16 protein-coding genes and 1 riboswitch are annotated in these 15,795 nt (G+C 63.4%); of the genes, 8 read left to right on the top strand and 8 right to left on the bottom strand.

Annotated elements, in window-relative coordinates; all coding sequences use genetic code 11:
* Window positions 1–3: 3 nt before the first annotated feature.
* The 4 genes from hydA to CH283_RS09660 all read right to left on the bottom strand — a co-directional run bounded on the left by hydA (window position 4) and on the right by CH283_RS09660 (window position 5,669).
* Complete coding sequence (gene hydA / locus CH283_RS09675) at window positions 4–1,425, bottom strand: dihydropyrimidinase (protein WP_094638607.1); 1,422 nt, start codon at window positions 1,423–1,425, stop codon at window positions 4–6.
* The gene (locus CH283_RS09670) at window positions 1,425–2,264 is read right to left on the bottom strand and encodes a nitrilase-related carbon-nitrogen hydrolase (RefSeq protein ID WP_197477958.1); all 840 of its coding nucleotides are present in this window, start codon (window positions 2,262–2,264) and stop codon (window positions 1,425–1,427) included. The genes hydA and CH283_RS09670 overlap by 1 nt, the downstream gene beginning before the upstream one ends.
* Window positions 2,265–2,368: 104 nt before the next feature.
* A complete protein-coding gene (locus CH283_RS09665) occupies window positions 2,369–3,883 on the bottom strand; it encodes an ATP-dependent DNA ligase (RefSeq protein ID WP_094638608.1) in 1,515 nt (504 codons plus the stop codon).
* A 208-nt stretch (window positions 3,884–4,091) separates the two neighbouring features.
* Window positions 4,092–5,669 carry a carboxylesterase/lipase family protein gene (locus CH283_RS09660; protein WP_094638609.1) on the bottom strand — a complete coding sequence of 526 codons (1,578 nt, stop codon included), beginning with the start codon at window positions 5,667–5,669 and terminating at the stop codon, window positions 4,092–4,094.
* Window positions 5,670–5,767: 98 nt separating this feature from the next.
* Here CH283_RS09660 and CH283_RS28725 point away from each other — a divergent pair, with 98 nt between their 5' ends.
* The 6 genes from CH283_RS28725 to CH283_RS09630 all read left to right on the top strand — a co-directional run bounded on the left by CH283_RS28725 (window position 5,768) and on the right by CH283_RS09630 (window position 11,364).
* Complete coding sequence (locus CH283_RS28725; protein ID WP_231893729.1) at window positions 5,768–6,415, top strand: hypothetical protein; 648 nt, start codon at window positions 5,768–5,770, stop codon at window positions 6,413–6,415.
* 118 nt (window positions 6,416–6,533) lie between these two features.
* Window positions 6,534–7,931 (top strand): sugar porter family MFS transporter, encoded by a 1,398-nt coding sequence (locus CH283_RS09650; RefSeq protein ID WP_094638610.1) that lies wholly within the window; start codon window positions 6,534–6,536, stop codon window positions 7,929–7,931.
* 63 nt (window positions 7,932–7,994) lie between these two features.
* A riboswitch (TPP riboswitch) is annotated at window positions 7,995–8,094 on the top strand.
* A complete protein-coding gene (locus CH283_RS09645; protein WP_094638618.1) occupies window positions 8,088–8,810 on the top strand; it encodes a TenA family protein in 723 nt (240 codons plus the stop codon). (Overlaps the previous riboswitch by 7 nt.)
* A complete protein-coding gene (locus CH283_RS09640) occupies window positions 8,807–9,820 on the top strand; it encodes an ABC transporter substrate-binding protein (protein ID WP_094638611.1) in 1,014 nt (337 codons plus the stop codon). The genes CH283_RS09645 and CH283_RS09640 overlap by 4 nt, the downstream gene beginning before the upstream one ends.
* Window positions 9,798–10,634 carry an ABC transporter permease gene (locus CH283_RS09635; protein WP_094638612.1) on the top strand — a complete coding sequence of 279 codons (837 nt, stop codon included), beginning with the start codon at window positions 9,798–9,800 and terminating at the stop codon, window positions 10,632–10,634. The genes CH283_RS09640 and CH283_RS09635 overlap by 23 nt, the downstream gene beginning before the upstream one ends.
* Window positions 10,627–11,364 carry an ABC transporter ATP-binding protein gene (locus CH283_RS09630; RefSeq protein ID WP_094638613.1) on the top strand — a complete coding sequence of 246 codons (738 nt, stop codon included), beginning with the start codon at window positions 10,627–10,629 and terminating at the stop codon, window positions 11,362–11,364. Before CH283_RS09635 ends, CH283_RS09630 begins: the two co-directional genes overlap by 8 nt.
* Window positions 11,365–11,439: 75 nt before the next feature.
* Here CH283_RS09630 and CH283_RS09625 read toward each other — a convergent pair whose 3' ends face one another.
* Complete coding sequence (locus CH283_RS09625) at window positions 11,440–12,096, bottom strand: FMN-dependent NADH-azoreductase (protein WP_094638614.1); 657 nt, start codon at window positions 12,094–12,096, stop codon at window positions 11,440–11,442.
* A gap of 73 nt (window positions 12,097–12,169) precedes the next feature.
* Here CH283_RS09625 and CH283_RS09620 point away from each other — a divergent pair, with 73 nt between their 5' ends.
* Entirely contained in the window at window positions 12,170–12,532 is a 363-nt protein-coding gene (locus CH283_RS09620) for a helix-turn-helix domain-containing protein (protein WP_068048439.1), read from the top strand.
* A gap of 15 nt (window positions 12,533–12,547) precedes the next feature.
* On the opposite strand, the gene CH283_RS09615 is transcribed toward CH283_RS09620, so the two are convergent.
* Window positions 12,548–12,868: a homoserine dehydrogenase gene (locus CH283_RS09615; RefSeq protein ID WP_068048442.1), complete on the bottom strand. Its 321-nt coding sequence runs from the start codon at window positions 12,866–12,868 to the stop codon at window positions 12,548–12,550.
* Between the two features lie 230 nt (window positions 12,869–13,098).
* Window positions 13,099–13,869, bottom strand: coding sequence for a hypothetical protein (locus CH283_RS09610; protein WP_094638615.1), 771 nt, complete (start codon window positions 13,867–13,869; stop codon window positions 13,099–13,101).
* 187 nt (window positions 13,870–14,056) lie between these two features.
* Between CH283_RS09610 and CH283_RS09605 the strand changes: the two genes are divergently transcribed.
* Window positions 14,057–14,341, top strand: coding sequence for a GNAT family N-acetyltransferase (locus CH283_RS09605; protein ID WP_068048422.1), 285 nt, complete (start codon window positions 14,057–14,059; stop codon window positions 14,339–14,341).
* 3 nt (window positions 14,342–14,344) lie between these two features.
* Here CH283_RS09605 and CH283_RS09600 read toward each other — a convergent pair whose 3' ends face one another.
* Window positions 14,345–14,560: a hypothetical protein gene (locus CH283_RS09600; protein WP_068048425.1), complete on the bottom strand. Its 216-nt coding sequence runs from the start codon at window positions 14,558–14,560 to the stop codon at window positions 14,345–14,347.
* Between the last annotated feature and the right edge of the window lie 1,235 nt (window positions 14,561–15,795).

Genomic DNA, 15,795 nt, shown 5'->3' with positions numbered 1-15,795 from the left:
GGCTCAGATCAGATTCTGAGACAGGTCGCGTCGGACGAATCGGCCGTGTCCCGCAGTGCCGGAATAGGATCCAGCGTCGACGATGATCCGGCCTCGCGAGATCACGGTATCGACGTGACCGTCGATCTCGAAACCTTCGTACGCCGAGTAGTCCATGTTCATGTGGTGGGTCTTGTCGACGCCGATGCTGGTGTGTCCGTTCGGGTCGTAGATCACGATGTCAGCGTCGGCGCCCGGGGTGATGACGCCTTTCCTCGGATACATCCCGAACATCCTGGCCGGAGTGGTGCAGCAGACGTCGACCCATTTCTCCAGCGTGATCCTGCCGCTCTTGACGCCCTGGAACATCAGATCGATGCGGTGTTCCACCGAACCGATCCCGTTGGGAATCTTGGAGAAATCGCCGATACCCATCTCCTTCTGGTCCTTCATACAGAACGGGCAGTGATCGGTACTGACGGTCGATACGTCACCGGTGCGGAGGTACCGCCACAACTCGTCCTGATGCCCCTCGGCTCGCGACCGCAGTGGCGTCGAGCAGACCCACTTGGCACCCTCGAAGCCCGGTGCACCAAGTTGTTCTTCGAGAGACAGATAGAGGTACTGAGGACACGTCTCGGCAAACACGTTCTGCCCGTTGCCACGGGCCTGCGCAATCTGTTCCAGGGCCTGCTTGGCCGAGACGTGTACGACGTAGAGCGGTGCGCCGGTGACGTGAGCGAGCATGATCGCTCGATGCGTCGCCTCCTCCTCGAGCTGCCACGGCCGTGACGTGCCGTGGAAGTACGGGGCCGTGTCTCCACGCGCGATCGATTGAGCAACGAGTACATCGATCGCGATGCCGTTCTCCGCGTGCATCATCAGCAGTGCACCCGTTTCGGCGGCGGACTGCATGGCGCGCAGGATCTTGCCGTCGTCGGAGTAGAACACACCCGGATAGGCCATGAAGAGTTTGAAGCTGGTGACGCCCTCGGATACCAACTCGCTCATGGCTTTCAGCGAATCGTCGGTGACATCGCCGATGATCTGATGGAAGCCGTAATCGACGGCGCATTGCCCCGCGGCCTTGTCGTGCCATTGCGCGAGAGTGTCCTGGACGCGCTGACCGGGTGTCTGAATCGCGAAGTCCACGATCGTCGTCGTGCCGCCCCAAGCGGCTGCGCGCGTTCCGGTTTCGAAGGTGTCGGAGGCGAACGTACCGCCGAACGGCATCTCCATGTGCGTGTGTCCGTCGACCCCACCGGGAATGACGTATTTGCCGGTCGCGTCGACGACGACGTCCGCCGAGGTCTTCAGGTCGGCGGCCAGGGAGACCGATCCTGGTGCCAGCACGGCCACGATGCTCTCACCGTCGATGAGCACATCCAATGCCTGTGCGCCGGTGGTGGATACCACGGTTCCGCCGTGCACGAAGGTGGTGGCCATCAGGGTTGCACCAGCGGTCCGTATGCGTCGGGCCTGCGGTCACGATAGAAGGCCCACCGGTCGCGTACCACCTTGAGCAGGTCCATGTCGAGGTCACGCACGATTATTTCGGGTTCCGTATCCGACGCCACTTCGCCGACGAATTTGCCTTCGGGGTCCACGAAATAGCTGGTCCCGTAGAAGTCGTCGTCACCGTATTCGGATTCGATTCCGACTCGATTGATCGCGCCCACGTAGTACTCGTTGGCGACGGCCGACGCGGGCTGTTCGAGCTTCCACAGATAGTTCGACAATCCACGCGAGGTGGCCGACGGATTGAAGACGATTTCGGCACCGGCAAGACCGAGCGCCCGCCAACCTTCCGGAAAATGCCTGTCGTAGCAGATGTAGACACCGATACGCCCGACCGCGGTGTCGAACACCGGCCACCCCAGATTGCCGGGGCGAAAGTAGAACTTCTCCCAGAATCCGTTCACGTGGGGGATGTGGTGTTTTCGATACTTGCCGAGATAGGTTCCGTCGGCGTCCACCACGGCAGCGGTGTTGTACAGAAGTCCGGGCTGTTCCTGCTCGTACACGGGCAGAATCATCACGATACCGAGTTCTTTGGCCAACGCGGCGAAACGGTCGACGGTAGGCCCAGGTACCGATTCGGCATATTCGTAGAATTTCGCGTCCTGCAATTGGCAGAAGTACGGACCGTAGAAAAGTTCTTGGAAGCAGACGACTTTCGCGCCCTGCTCGGCGGCGGACCGAGCAAACCCCTCGTGTGCCGCGATCATCGATTCTTTGTCACCGGTCCACTTGCTTTGGACCAGAGCAGCTCGAACTGTGGACATCATTGGCACTCCATCTCTCGCTGGCTTGCACCCTCGAGAATATTTTGCGCCGTGTTACGGGGTCGTTCGGCCGGTTTCGTATGTATTAATCGTCGGGACTGTTTTCACGAGTGTGGAAGGAGTGCGCGCACGGCGTCGATGGAGTCCGCGGTGGCGAGGTCCTTGTCGGGGCGATACCGCAGTACTCGCGCGAATCGCAGGGCCACGCCGCCCGGGTAGCGCGGGCTGACCTGCACACCGTCGAGTTCGATTTCGACGATCAGTTCGGGACGCAGGTACACCGTGTGCTCGTCGCGTTCGCGCTCGTGTTTCGGGAATTCCTCGGTCTGCCACTGCAACAGAACGTCGGTCAGGCCCTTGAAGGTCTTACCGACCATGATCGGCTCACCGCCGTCGGGATCGCGAGCTCCGAGATGCAGATTGGACAGGTAGCCGGTGCGGCGCCCGTATCCCCACTCGGCTCCGAGGACGACGAGGTCGAGCGTGTGTTCGGGTTTGACCTTCTGCCAGCTCTTTCCGCGGCGGCCCGCGGCGTACGGCGCACCGAGCGCTTTGAGCATGACCCCTTCGTGCCCGGCGTCGAGTGCAGCGTCGAAGTGGGCCGCTGCTGCGTCCGCATCGGGCCGAACGGCACTGGGAATTCGGTGCCCTGGCGCTACCCGGTCCAGTGCGGCCAGGCGCTGCTCCAGCGGGGCATCGAGCAGGTCCACGCCGTCGAGGTGCAGGCAGTCGAAGAAGTAGTGCTGCAGCAGCAGCTCGTGTGCACTCTCGGCACCGAACCGACTCATCGTTTCCTGGAACGGTCTCGGCCGTCCGCTGTCTTCGAGCGCGAGGGTCTCCCCGTCCAGGACCACCGAATCGCACGGCAGCTCGAGAACCAGTTCCACCAGCTCGGGCACACTTGCAGTGATGTCGCGCAGGGTTCGCGTGTAGATGCTCACGTCGGTTCCGGAGCGGTGCACCTGAATTCGCGCACCGTCGAGCTTGTATTCCACGGTGAGGTCGCCGGACAACTGTTCCCAGGCAGCGTGTAGAGACTCTGCGGGAGAGGCAAGCATCGGCCGGACCGGGCGACCGACCTCGAGCCGGAATGCATCCAACGCGTCGACGCCACCGCTGATGGCGGCAATGGCCGTCGCAGTCAAACGACCCGAGAGCATGAATGCGCGACGCACCGGTGCCTGCGGCAGGTTCGTGGCCGCGGCAACAGCGTCGACCATGATTCCTTCGAGCGCGCCCTGACGCAGCTCGCCGGTGACGAGCCGGATCAGAAACCGACGCTCCTCGGCTGTGCTGCGGGAGAACAGGTCGGTCAGTATCGCTACCCGCCGCGCAGCAGAACCGGCTCCCGACGTCGCCGCGACCGAAGATATCGCCTCGTCCACCTCGGCAACCGTCAGCGTCGAGTCGGCAGCGGCCGCCACGTCGAGATCGGCCAGGGTGCGCCAGCCGACTCCTATCCGCCCCTGCGGCAATTCTCCCGACAGCCACGACACAGCGGGCTCGATGTCGTCGGTCTCGGCCTCGGCGAGCAGGGCAGCGATCTGCCCGATCTTGATCTTGCGCGAACGCGTCGCCGACACTGCACGGGACGTTTCGACGATCCTCGACATCAACACACAACGAACATAACCGCCCCCACCGACAGACCCGCCTGATCAGGTCATTCCGCAGGCTCCACTCCCGCGCGCTGACTTCCAATTGTTACCGGTGTGACTCGAGCGACCACTGTTCTTGCTGTTACGTTCGATTCATGTCAGCCACGTCCGTGCGACAGAACGCGCAGGAGTGGAGCCTGCGGAACGACTCCGTTGCATGGATGACGTGTCAGCTGAACCCGAGAACGCGGTCGCCCCACGCCGCGCGCATGTCGCCGTCTGGGTCGTCGACGAGAGTGTCGGATGCATCGATCACCAGCGTCCAGCGCGTCTTCTCGGTGTACGGAGCCCAATGCTTGGACGCATCCAGCGCGGCGGGAACACCGTACCGCGCGAAAGCGAGCCAGCGTCTCTGCATCCGCGCGGACACCGCCATTGCGGGCTTTCGGCCACCGAGCCAGAAGGTGGGGTCTCGGTTGAGAGTTCCGAAATTGCCGAAGACGTACGGCAGCTCGGTCGCATGTCCCGCTCCCACCCGTGCGGCCTTGAGCATCGGCGTCGCATGATCGAATCGGTACATCCATGTCGGCGAATGCCTGCTGTGCGCGTCGGCGATCCACAGACTGGGCATGAGAAATCCTGCGTCCCGCGAAATAGCTTGTGCTCCAGCGGGTTTGTCTCGGTCCGGATACGCTGCCATGATTTCGGCGACACGATAGGCCGGCAGATCCGCGTGGTCGTGCGCGATGGCGCGGAACATCTCGGAGACGGTGTCCGAGGTGATCGGCATCAACGGAGACTTCATGAATCGGAAGATCGAGGGCTCGTCGTGGTTGGTGCCGATGATCAACGGGATCTTGTGCGAGAGCCCCTTCTGAAAGGCAGCCACGGGATAACGCGGAACGATATCGCCGTCGACGACCGGCGAAAGACCAAGTGTCCCAGGAACTGTCGTCGGGATCTCGTAACAGAGCGTGTCGCCGGCGGTGACCAGCCGGGTGAAATGCATGTCGAACAATTCGCCGATGTCTTCCCGGTCGACGCCCACCAACTCGAGGAATCTCGACGCCACCGCGGCTCCGCGGTCGGGGCCGTACACCGAGGTCGCAGGCGCGCTCTGCACGATCGCGCGCTGGAACAGCCCCTCGGCCTTGGGAGAAGTCATCAACGTGGTGACCGACGCTCCCCCGGAGGATTCACCGAACACCGTCACCTGATCGGGATCGCCGCCGAACGCAGAGATGCACTCGCGGACCCACTGCAGTGCGGCAATCTGATCTCGCAGCCCCAAATTGGTCTCGAACGTGTGCTCGTCGGTGGAGAACGAGGAAAGGTCGAGGAACCCGAACGGGCCCAGTCGGAAATTGATGGTCACCACCACCACGTCGCCGTTCTCGCTGAGGTTCCTCCCGTCGTAGACCCGCTGGGCGGACGATCCGAGCGAGTACGCACCGCCGTGGATCCAGACCAGCACCGGCCGCAGTTCCGCGCCGGGACGGGGAGCCCAGATGTTGAGCGTGAGACAGTCCTCGGAAATCGACAGCGACGGATCGATCGGCACCGGACTGTCGCGACCCTGCGGAGCCATCGCACCGAACTCGAGGCCGTCGAGCACCCCCGACCAGGGTTGCAACGGACGCGGCGCACGGAACCGGAGCTTGCCCACCGGAGGCGTCGCGTAGGGAATACCCCTCCAGGCCACGATCGGCGACGCATCGGCAGCGACCGGATAGCCGAGAACGTCGCCGTAGGGCGTGCTCACGAGCACGGTGGAATCGGACGCAGCGGAGTCAGACGCGGTGTCCATGGAACCTCCCCTTCGGTCGTTGCCCAACGTACCAACATCAACCATCCCCTCGGCGACGATACGCACAGCGTCGACGCCCGCGAGCGAAGGAACCGACGATGAAGACAATCGGATGTGCCGCAGTGGCAATCGTCGGGGCGTGCCTGCTCGGAGGCTGCGGCTCGAGCGGGGAAGGCAACGGTCCGATGGCGACCGTGATCACCGACCGCCCCACCCCGATCACCACGGCTCCCTCCGTCACCTCCGCCGCGCCGGCATCACCGTCCACCCCAACGACGACCACGCCGACGTCCACCACGGCGGCACCGACGAGTCCTGCTGCAGCCCAGGCAGAACCGCAGGATTACGCCGGTAAAGCACCCGGCTGGTACTACTTCACGAGCCCGAGCGGGAAATTCGAGTGCGGTATCGCCGTCCTCGAGTCCTCGATCGCCGGATGCCACGGGTCACTGCCTGATTCGGCACCCGAGGTTCCCGGCAGCGGGGCGTCGGGAACGGCGGTGAAACCCAACGCTGTGCAGCTGATTGCCGGGTCTGCGGCGAAGTTCGAGAGCTTGGGTGATCCCAAGTTCCACCGTTTCGACGGCACTGCGGCGGCCTTGCCGTACGGCGAAGTGCTCACAATCCCCGGAAGTGGCTCCACCAACGGCCTCCAGTGCAGCGTCGACGAGCAGACCGGGGTCACGTGCACCGATCAGGTCGGCCACGGTTTCACCGTCTCGGACGACGATTTCGACCTTCGTTGACGGTCTCGTTCGCGCGGCAAACAACCAGGCGTAATGTCCGGGGACGGTACGACAATCCCTGCCGTACGGTCTCCCCAGCGGCCGACGCCTGTGCGCGCGGCCGGAAGGTGCATCACTCATGAATCAGACCTCGGACCGCCACACAGCGAAGGTCATCGGCGTCAGCATCGCCGCTGCTGTGGGCGGATTCCTGTTCGGCTTCGACAGCTCGGTCATCAACGGCGCTGTCGACTCGATCGAAGATCACTTCCTCCTCGGTTCGTTCACCACAGGCTTCGTGGTCGCGATCGCGCTCATCGGGTGCGCAGTGGGTGCCTGGTTTGCCGGCAGCCTCGCAGACCGTTGGGGACGCAAGAAAGTCATGCTGCTGGGCTCGGCCCTGTTCGTCATTTCCTCGATCGGTTCGGGATTGGCCTTCAGCGTCCCCGACCTCATGCTCTGGCGCGTACTCGGTGGCCTCGGAATCGGCATCGCCTCGGTGATCGCCCCGGCCTACATCGCCGAGATCGCTCCGGCCAAATGGCGCGGATCCTTGGCCTCGCTCCAGCAATTGGCCATCACCATCGGCATTTTCGCCGCTCTACTGTCCGACGCTCTTCTCGCAGGCGCAGCCGACGGCGCGTCCAACGACCTGTGGTTCGGCATCGAGGCATGGCGCTGGATGTTCCTGGTCGGCGTGGTTCCCGCTCTCGTGTACGGGTTGCTTGCCACCCTCATCCCGGAGTCTCCGCGCTACCTCGTCGGTCAGCATCTCGACGAGGAAGCAGCCCGAGTCCTCGCCGAGATCACCGGGGAACTGCACCCGGACGAGCGCATCCACGAGATCAGGCTGACGCTGCGCAAGGAGTCGCGTTCGTCGTTCGCCGACATTCGCGGTCCGAAGTTCGGCCTGCAACCCATCGTCTGGGTGGGCATCACCATGGCTGTGCTGCAGCAGCTGGTCGGCATCAACGCGATCTTCTACTACTCGACGACGCTGTGGCGTTCTGTCGGATTCACCGAGGATCAGTCGTTCACCACCTCCGTCATCACCGCGGTGATCAACGTGGTCATGACATTCGTGGCGATCCTGTTCGTCGACCGTATCGGTAGGCGCAAGCTGCTGATGGGTGGCTCGATCGGCATGTTCGCCGGACTGGTGATGGCGTCGGTGGCGTTCTCGCAAGCAACCGGCAGCGGCGACGACGTCACCTTGCCCGCTCCGTGGGGTGCGATCGCCTTGGTCGGGGCCAATCTGTTCGTCATCTTCTTCGCCTCGACCTGGGGTCCGATCATGTGGGTCATGCTCGGTGAGATGTTCCCCAACCGCATGCGCGCCATGGCGCTCGGCATCGGTACCGCAGCCAACTGGATGGCCAACTTCGCTGTCACGCTTGCCTTCCCGCCGCTGACGTCGTCTGTGGGCCTGTGGGTGATCTACGCAGGATTCGCATTGTTCGCCGCGCTCTCGTTCTTCTTCGTCAAGGCCAAGATCCGGGAGACCAAGGGTATGGAGCTCGAAGACATGCTGGGGTGATGCCGGACCGCAGATACAGGGGCAACAGCAGCGCCATCGAGTGACCGGTGTTACTGTCACTGTCGTTCTGACACGGGGTGTGTCCGCCGATGCGGATGCTGAGATCAAACCCGCCGAACCTGATGCAGGTAATGCTGACGAAGGGATGTCAAGGCGATGACGCCTGTTGTATCTGCGGACCCGGTCCGCTTCACCGATCGACTGTGGGATGCGTCCGAGAACATTCGACGTGCGATCGACGACCTCGAATTTCTTCGGCTCCTCGGGGCGGGGACGCTTCCGCTCGACGCGTTCCGTCGGTATCTCGAACAGGACTCGCTCTATCTGGGCGGATACGTCAAATCGCTGTCACTGCTGGCAGCGCATGCACCGAACCCGGTCGTCGGCGCGTTCTGGGCGAGCGCCGCCGCGAGTGCGATGGACGAAGCCGCATCGCACGAAGCGATGCTGACCGGTGGAGCGCTGCCCCCGTCGACCCGGACGCCCGAGCCTTCACCTGCATGCCTGGGCTACACGTCCTACCTGACCGCGACGGCGGCGACCGAACCGTATCCTGTTGCGGCAGCAGCTGTTCTGCCGTGCTTCTGGATCTACGCCGACGTCGGCCGCTCACTCGCCAGGGCAGCGAAGGCGGTTCTCGATCGAGATCCCGAGCATCCGTACGCGCAGTGGGTGGCCGCGTACGACGCGCCGGAATTTCATGCCTTGGTCGACGCCGCCAGAACATTCGTCGATGACGCCGCAGCGGCCGCGACGCCGACGCAGCGCGAACAGATGATCGACGCCTTCTTCGTGGCATCGAGATACGAATTGATGTTCTGGGACAGCGCGTTACATCCCACCCCATGGCCCCTGGCCGAGAGTGCGGTGTACGCATGAGAGCCACTCGGATTCTCGCCGCATTGGCGGCGGCCGTCGTTGCCACGACCGGACTTGCGGGCTGCTCGGACTCGACGGACTCGAACACCATTCGGTTCGCCCTCGACTGGACGCCGAACACCAACCACACCGGCCTGTACGTAGCCCTGCAGGAGGGTTATTTCGCAGACGCAGGCCTGGACGTGGAGATCCTCCCGTACAACAACACCGCGGCAGATACTCTCGTCGATGCCGGAAACGCCGAGTTCGGAATCAGCACACAGAGTTCGGGCGTCTTCGCCACCTCCGCAGGCGCGCAGACCGTCTCGGTCCTCGCGCCGCTCCAACACTGGGCGACCGGTATCGGAGTTCGTGCAGACAGAGACGACATCCCGAGCCCGAAAGCACTCGACGGCAAGGTCTATGCCGGCTTCGGTGAGTCCGGCGAGCAGGCCGGCCTGCAACAGGTCATCAAGAACGACGGCGGCACAGGCGAATACGAGACCGTGGTACTGGGTACTTCGGCGTACGAGGCGGTCTACTCCGGTACCGCGGACTTCACCGTCTCCTACTTCGCGTGGGAAGGCATCGAGGCCGAGCACAGCGGAACTCCGATGAAGTACTTCGACTACACCGACTACGGATTTCCCGACGCCTACGCCATCACGATCAGCGGCAACGAACCGTGGCTCGACGCCCACCCGAACGAGGCGAGAAAGTTCGTGCAGGCACTGCAGCGCGGCTACCAGCTCGCTGCCGACGATCCGGACAAGGCAGCACAGGATCTGATCGACGCCAACCCGGGAACCTTCACCGACGAATCGCTCGTCTTCGAGAGCCAGGAGATGCTCGCCGCGAAGTACATGAAGGACTCCAACGGCGAGGTAGGACGACAGAGCCTCGACAAGTGGGCCGCGTACTCGAAATTCCTCTACGACAGCGATGTGCTGGCCGATCAGAACGGCGCACCTCTGACTGCGGAGCCGGACTGGTCGACCTACTTCACCAATGACTACCTCGGCGATCGATGAGTCGGTAGCCGCTGACCGGGGTTCCTACTCGTTCAGCGGTATCCGAGCCTCGCTGCGGTGGGCGTGGCCCGCGCTGACCGTCGTCGTCCTACTCATCGCCGCCTGGCAGATCTATGTCGAGATCAGCGGCATCCGACCGCAGGTGTTGCCGTCCCCCGGCCGCGTGGTGGTCCAGGGTTGGGCGCAGCGCGACGCGATCGCCGAGAACGCAGCGGCGACCCTGCAGGTGACCCTCGTCGGCTTCGCGGTCTCCCTCGCCCTGGCGTGGTTGCTGGCCATCGCGGTGGATTTCTCGCCGTGGCTGCGGCGCGCGTTCGTTCCCCTCTTCGTCGTATCGCAGACGCTCCCGATCATCGCGATCGCGCCGCTGCTGATCATCTGGTTCGGCTTCGGGCTGCTTCCGAAGATCCTGGTGATCGCACTGGCCACGTTCTTCCCGATGGCCATCGGGCTCATCGAGGGTTTCGCGGCGGCCGATCGAGACGCGCGATCGCTGCTGGCCAGCATGGGAGCATCGCGCTGGCAACAGTTTCGATACGTGCGGCTTCCGTCGGCGCTTCCGCGGTTCTTCACCTCTCTTCGCATCGGAATCACCTACGCTGTGGTCGGCGCGATCTTTGCCGAATATGCCGGAGCCAGTGGAGGGCTCGGCATCTACATGAGTCAACAGAAGAACTCGTTTCGTACCGATCTGGTTCTCGCCGCGGTTGCCGTGACGGCCGTGATCAGTGTGGTCCTGTTCGTCTCCACCTTTGTGGTGGAGCGGTTCGTCGCACCTTGGGCGCGCCACGGTTCGGTGGGTCTTCATGTCTGAACCCGACACCTTCATCGATGTTCGCGATCTCACCAAGTCGTTCGGCGAAAAGCCAGTGCTCGACGGCATTTCGTTCGGGGTGCAGCCTGGTGAGTTCGTATCGATCATCGGTCCCAGTGGCTCGGGCAAGAGCACTGTGTTCAACATGCTCGCCGGGCTCGACCGACCCGATTCCGGCACGGTTCGCGTACCGCCGTGCGCCTACATGCCGCAGAAGGATCTGCTGTTTCCGTGGCGTTCGGTGTTGGACAACACCACCCTCGGTCTCGAAGTGCAGGGCGTCGCCAAGAAGGAGGGGCGTGCGCGGGCACGCGAGCTGTTTCCGGTCTTCGGCCTGGACGGGTACGAGTCGGCCAGGCCGTTCGAGCTCTCCGGCGGTATGCGCCAGCGAGCAGCGCTGTTGCGCACGGTGGTTCAGGGTCGATCGGTACTGCTGCTCGACGAGCCCTTCGGGGCGCTGGACTCGTTGACGCGAAGCGACATGCAGGCCTGGTTGCAGCAGGTCTGGTCGGAGTTTCGATGGACGGTACTGATGATCACGCACGACATCCGTGAAGCGGTCTACCTCTCCGATCGCGTGGTCGTCCTCTCCCCCAGACCCGCCCACGTTCGACGCCAGGTCGAGGTGACGCTACCCCGCCCACGCGGGCTCGAGATCGTCACGACGCCGCAGTTCGCAGCGGTCGAGAAGCAGCTGATGGACGTTCTGCTCAGCGCGTCGACGCTCTGACCGACATCACGACGCCGACCTCGGGTGGTGTCGTTGCCTGGCCGTTCGAGCGGACTTCGCCAGGCTACTGGGCCCTCACCTGGCAGTTGTCCCACCCAATCGCACCGCGAGATCGTCGACGGCGGAGAACGCCGCCTCGAGATTGGCTTGCGCCTTGGGAATCTGCGGCGCGAGTGCCGGCACCCGCTCGGCGAGCGTCAAGTCGACCGGAACGAAGTGAACCTCCATTCCCAGCGCAACTCCGAGCACCTGACGCAGTTGTGCAGTGGTGTGATCGGCGGACGCGTTGTCCGTACCGGGGGTGTAGTCGTTTCCCCGACTGGTCACCACGACGACGGGCTTGCCGACGAGGGGTGCGGTGTCACTGTCGAACGGCACGGTGAGGCCCGGAACGTGTATGTAGTCGATCCATGCCTTCAGGGTCGATGGGATCGACCAGTTGTACATCGGCGCACCGATCAGCACCGCGTCCGCAGAGATCAATTCCTCGATCAGTTCGACCTGCAGCGCCTCGGCAGATGGCTCGACGGTTTCGTCTGCGGTTCGCAGATGAGGTGCCCAATGCAGCGCGGAGGTGGGCAGATGCGGCAGCGGACTCGTGTGCAGGTCTCGATGGATCACCGAGTGGTCCGTGCCGATCCCATGCCAGGCGTCAGAGAAGCGGGCCGTGACCCGCCGGCTGGTCGAGCGGACCGGGTCGGCGGACGAATCGAGGTGCAACAACTGCGGCACTGAACGCTCCTCACATGCTGGGTGCTTCGAGCCTATGCGTACCGCCGCGTTCGCTCGCTCCTATCCTGGACGAATGGACTTCCGATTCGTCATGCCTGCCCTCGACTCGCGATCGGCCACCTCGCTGGCGGCGGTCGTTCACGAGCGCACCGGGTCAGACGTCGACATCAGAATCGGCGGTTCGGAGGTCCGACTCGACGACGCGACACGCAGCGCGGTGTTGGAACTTCTCACCCAGCTCGCGACCGGCCGGGCGGTGGCCGTCGGTACCGTGGACGAGTTGCTGACCACCTCGCACGCTGCCGAGGTGCTCGGTGTTTCGGACACCTATGTCAGACGGTTGGCCGATGCGGGCGATCTACCGATCGAAATGCGCGGCACCCACAGGCGATTTCGGCTCGAAGACCTTCTGCGGCATCGTGATCGATTCCGGTGACGATGACGGTTGCCGTCACCCGGCCTCGCGCTCGAAGTGCTCGGACTGGACCGTCATGAGATCACGGAACGCCTGTCCGGCGGCCAGCCAGAGCTGTTCGGAGTCTATGTAGTCCACCCCTCGGACCTCGACGTCTCCAAGGTAAGCGCCGACGTCGACCGACAGCATTCCGATGACCGAAGAGACGTCGGCATCGAGATACGTGGATTGGGTGTTCTGCAGCTCGCGGAACTGAGCCGAGAAGAACTCGGCTGGGATCCTGCGATCGACGAACTGGGCGATGAGGAACAGGAAGCGGGACGCATGGGCGGAGCCCGTCCGGAAGGAATGTTCCATGGTGAAGACCTCTCCCCACGGTCGACAGCACCCCTCGCACTGTCGACCGTTGAGCTCGCTGGTACCCGAATTTCGATGATCGGACGAACTCTCGAACATCGATTCGACCCAGGGGCTAAAACAGGGAGCTCGTCCTACCAGGGCCAGATTAATCGGACCTTTCTCCGGTTTTGACCGGAAAAGGCGATTTGATGAGGAGTCACAACTACACAGTCCCGGGCTGTGGTTCTCTACTGAAACGATCCCAGCGGAGCACGATCCGGAGTGTCCAGTTGCCAGAACTCCCAACCGTCACGCTCTTCGACATCACCACTGATATGCGTTGCCACCGCACTGGCAGCGACGGAAGGATTGTCGAACCGTCGGCCTTCCATCGGTCCTGCGGTGATCTCGAGTCGCTGCGTTTCGGGATCGTAGCGTCCGCTCAGCCGATAGCCCTCGCAATCGGCGACCACGCGTACTCGGTTGTCGATCACTTCTTCTTCCAAGGCCGCCTTGGCCGACTTACGGGGTGCTTTCACCCGGGGAGTACGTACCCACGTCTGTTCGGGGCCGACATCGATCGTCGTGTCCAGCGTCGAGCTCAGACCAAGCAGGTCCCAACGCTCGCTGCCGTGCAGCACTCGGTCCACCGCGATTGCGTGGTGCCCGGTCCTGGTGCGCAGTGGCGAATCCTGGACCCAGAGGTCGACCTCTCCGCGAATGTCGGTGGCCATCTCTTCCGACGACACCATGTAGAAACGCGGCTCTTCGTTCGCGAGATCGACGAACACCCAGTACGAGGATCCGGTGTCGTCACTCTCGAGCGATTCGTCCTGCCTGCGGGCCTTCCAATCACCCGTCACCTTCGATCGAACTCGAACTATGCACGACGACGTGCCGTCCATCGACCAGACCTGCACGGGATTTCGACGCGACGTTGTCAGCCGCTCCGCACGTCCACCGCGCTGAGCGACGGTTCGAATGAATGCCTTGATTCCCCGGTCGGATGTGTCTTCCACGGATTGCCACCTTCAGCCTCGAGAGCGACCCGTACTTATGAAGAGCGGTGTTGCGACGGGTGGCGCTGGCACGACTCGGTTTCCCTCACCCTACTGCGTCGATGCCTGCTCGAGTAACCGCAGAACGCCCCACCGGAGGAGTGCCGGTTACCGTGGTGACACCGAAACTCGGCCAGGAGGTACCACCATGCCGGTCAAGATCACCCACGACACTGTTGACCACAGGTTCGAGATCCATGTCGATTCCGAGCTGGCAGGCTACTCGGAGTACCTCGAATCGGACGGATCGCGAACGTTTCATCACACCGTGACGCTTCCGCAGTTTCGCGGCCGAGGACTTGCCGCCGCCCTCACCGAATACGCGCTCGACGACACCAGCACGCAGGGTCTGCGCGTTGTCCCCGCGTGCTGGTTCGTTCGCGACTTCATCGCAGCCGCGGGCGATCGCTATTCACATCTGACCGTCCTCTGACCGTCAGCGACGGGACGACATCACCTCGAAGCTGATCTCGGATTCCGATTCGCAGTCCTTCGAGGCCATGTCCTCCGCAGCCTCACCGTCACATGAAATCTCTTCTGCAACAGTTGCTTCGGCAGCTCTCTCCGCCGCGACCCGACGACGTTCGTAGTTCTGCGCACCCCGCGCGACGCGTTGTCGATGTTCGTTCAGGATTTGTTCGTAGTGGTACATCTGTTCTCCTACAACAAGAGTGGACGCCGAGCACAGAGCATTGCTGTGCGGCGAAGTATTGGATCGATTGCTGCATATCGTCGGCAGGAACCGGCCGATTGTGCCGAAGGCTCACTCAGAGAGCATGATCGGCGACCATGGCAATCCGCGTGTAGACGAATCGACGGCGCACGGAATTCGCGTCTGCTGCCATTGTCCACCTCCACGGTCTCTGCGATGTGCCTGTGCCACGATCATGCACGGCTGCAGAGACGAACTCCACCGATTAAATTCAGCGAGTGACAACGAAGGAGTTGTTGTCCACCAATCCTCCTGGTGCAGCTGGTGATTCGCGTCGACTCTGCCCTCTCTGCGATGCCGTGAGACCCCGACAGTGACGACACATCGAACCGACACCCTGGACGCTGCCCGGAACTACTCGTTTCTGACGTTCGCTGAGTCGAGATGGTGATTGTGAGCCCGCAACCGCGCGCCGGCACCTGGGTTCTGGCCTCGCTCTCCGCAGACGCGCGCGCGTTCGTCAGGTGCGCGGGAAATGGTGACTGGTCGGGGCGCGATTCTGCGCGCGGATAGCGAACGCGCTCGCGTCTGCGCCGGAGTACACAGTCCGCTGTCGCGTCGTCTATCCGCACCCCAGTTCAGACACAGACCCCGACTGCCCCGCCCCCGCTCGCCGCAAGTGCGCGCGCGTTCGTCAGGTGCGCGGGATTTGGTGTCTGGTCGGGGCGCGATTGTGCGCGCGCGTTCGTCAGGTGCGCGGGATTTGGTGTCTGGTCGGGGCGCGATTGTGCGCGCGGATAGCGAACGCGCGCGCGTCTGCGCTCCTATGAGCGTCCGCGGTCGCGTCGTCTGTCGGCAACCGGGTCCAGGCCCGGACCGTAGCGGATGCGTGCGGATTCGTGGTCGCCGGTCGCGTCGTCTGCCCGCACTCCAGTTCAGACACAGACCCCGCTCGTCGCAAAGGCGCGCGCGTTCGTAAGAGCGTCCGCGGTCGCGTCGTCTGCCGGCTGACTAGTTCAGGCAGGCCGCACTCGTGGCGGGTGCGCGTTCGTCGTCGGGTGCGCGCGCGTTCGTGAGGTGTGCGCGCGTTCGTGAGGTGTGCGCGCGTTCGTGAGGTGTGCGTGTGGTGTGGGTGATGGGTGGTTTCGAAATGCAGAATGGCCCTCGACCGTGGTCGGGGGCCATTCTGGGATGTTGTGTTCGGCGGTGTCCTACTCTCCCACACCCTGTCGAGT

The organism is Rhodococcus sp. 05-2254-2 (genome assembly GCF_002259095.1).
Lineage (GTDB): Bacteria > Actinomycetota > Actinomycetes > Mycobacteriales > Mycobacteriaceae > Rhodococcoides.
The sequence above is the reverse complement of the archived record's forward strand: the minus strand, read 5'-3'. Positions and strand labels throughout refer to the sequence as shown.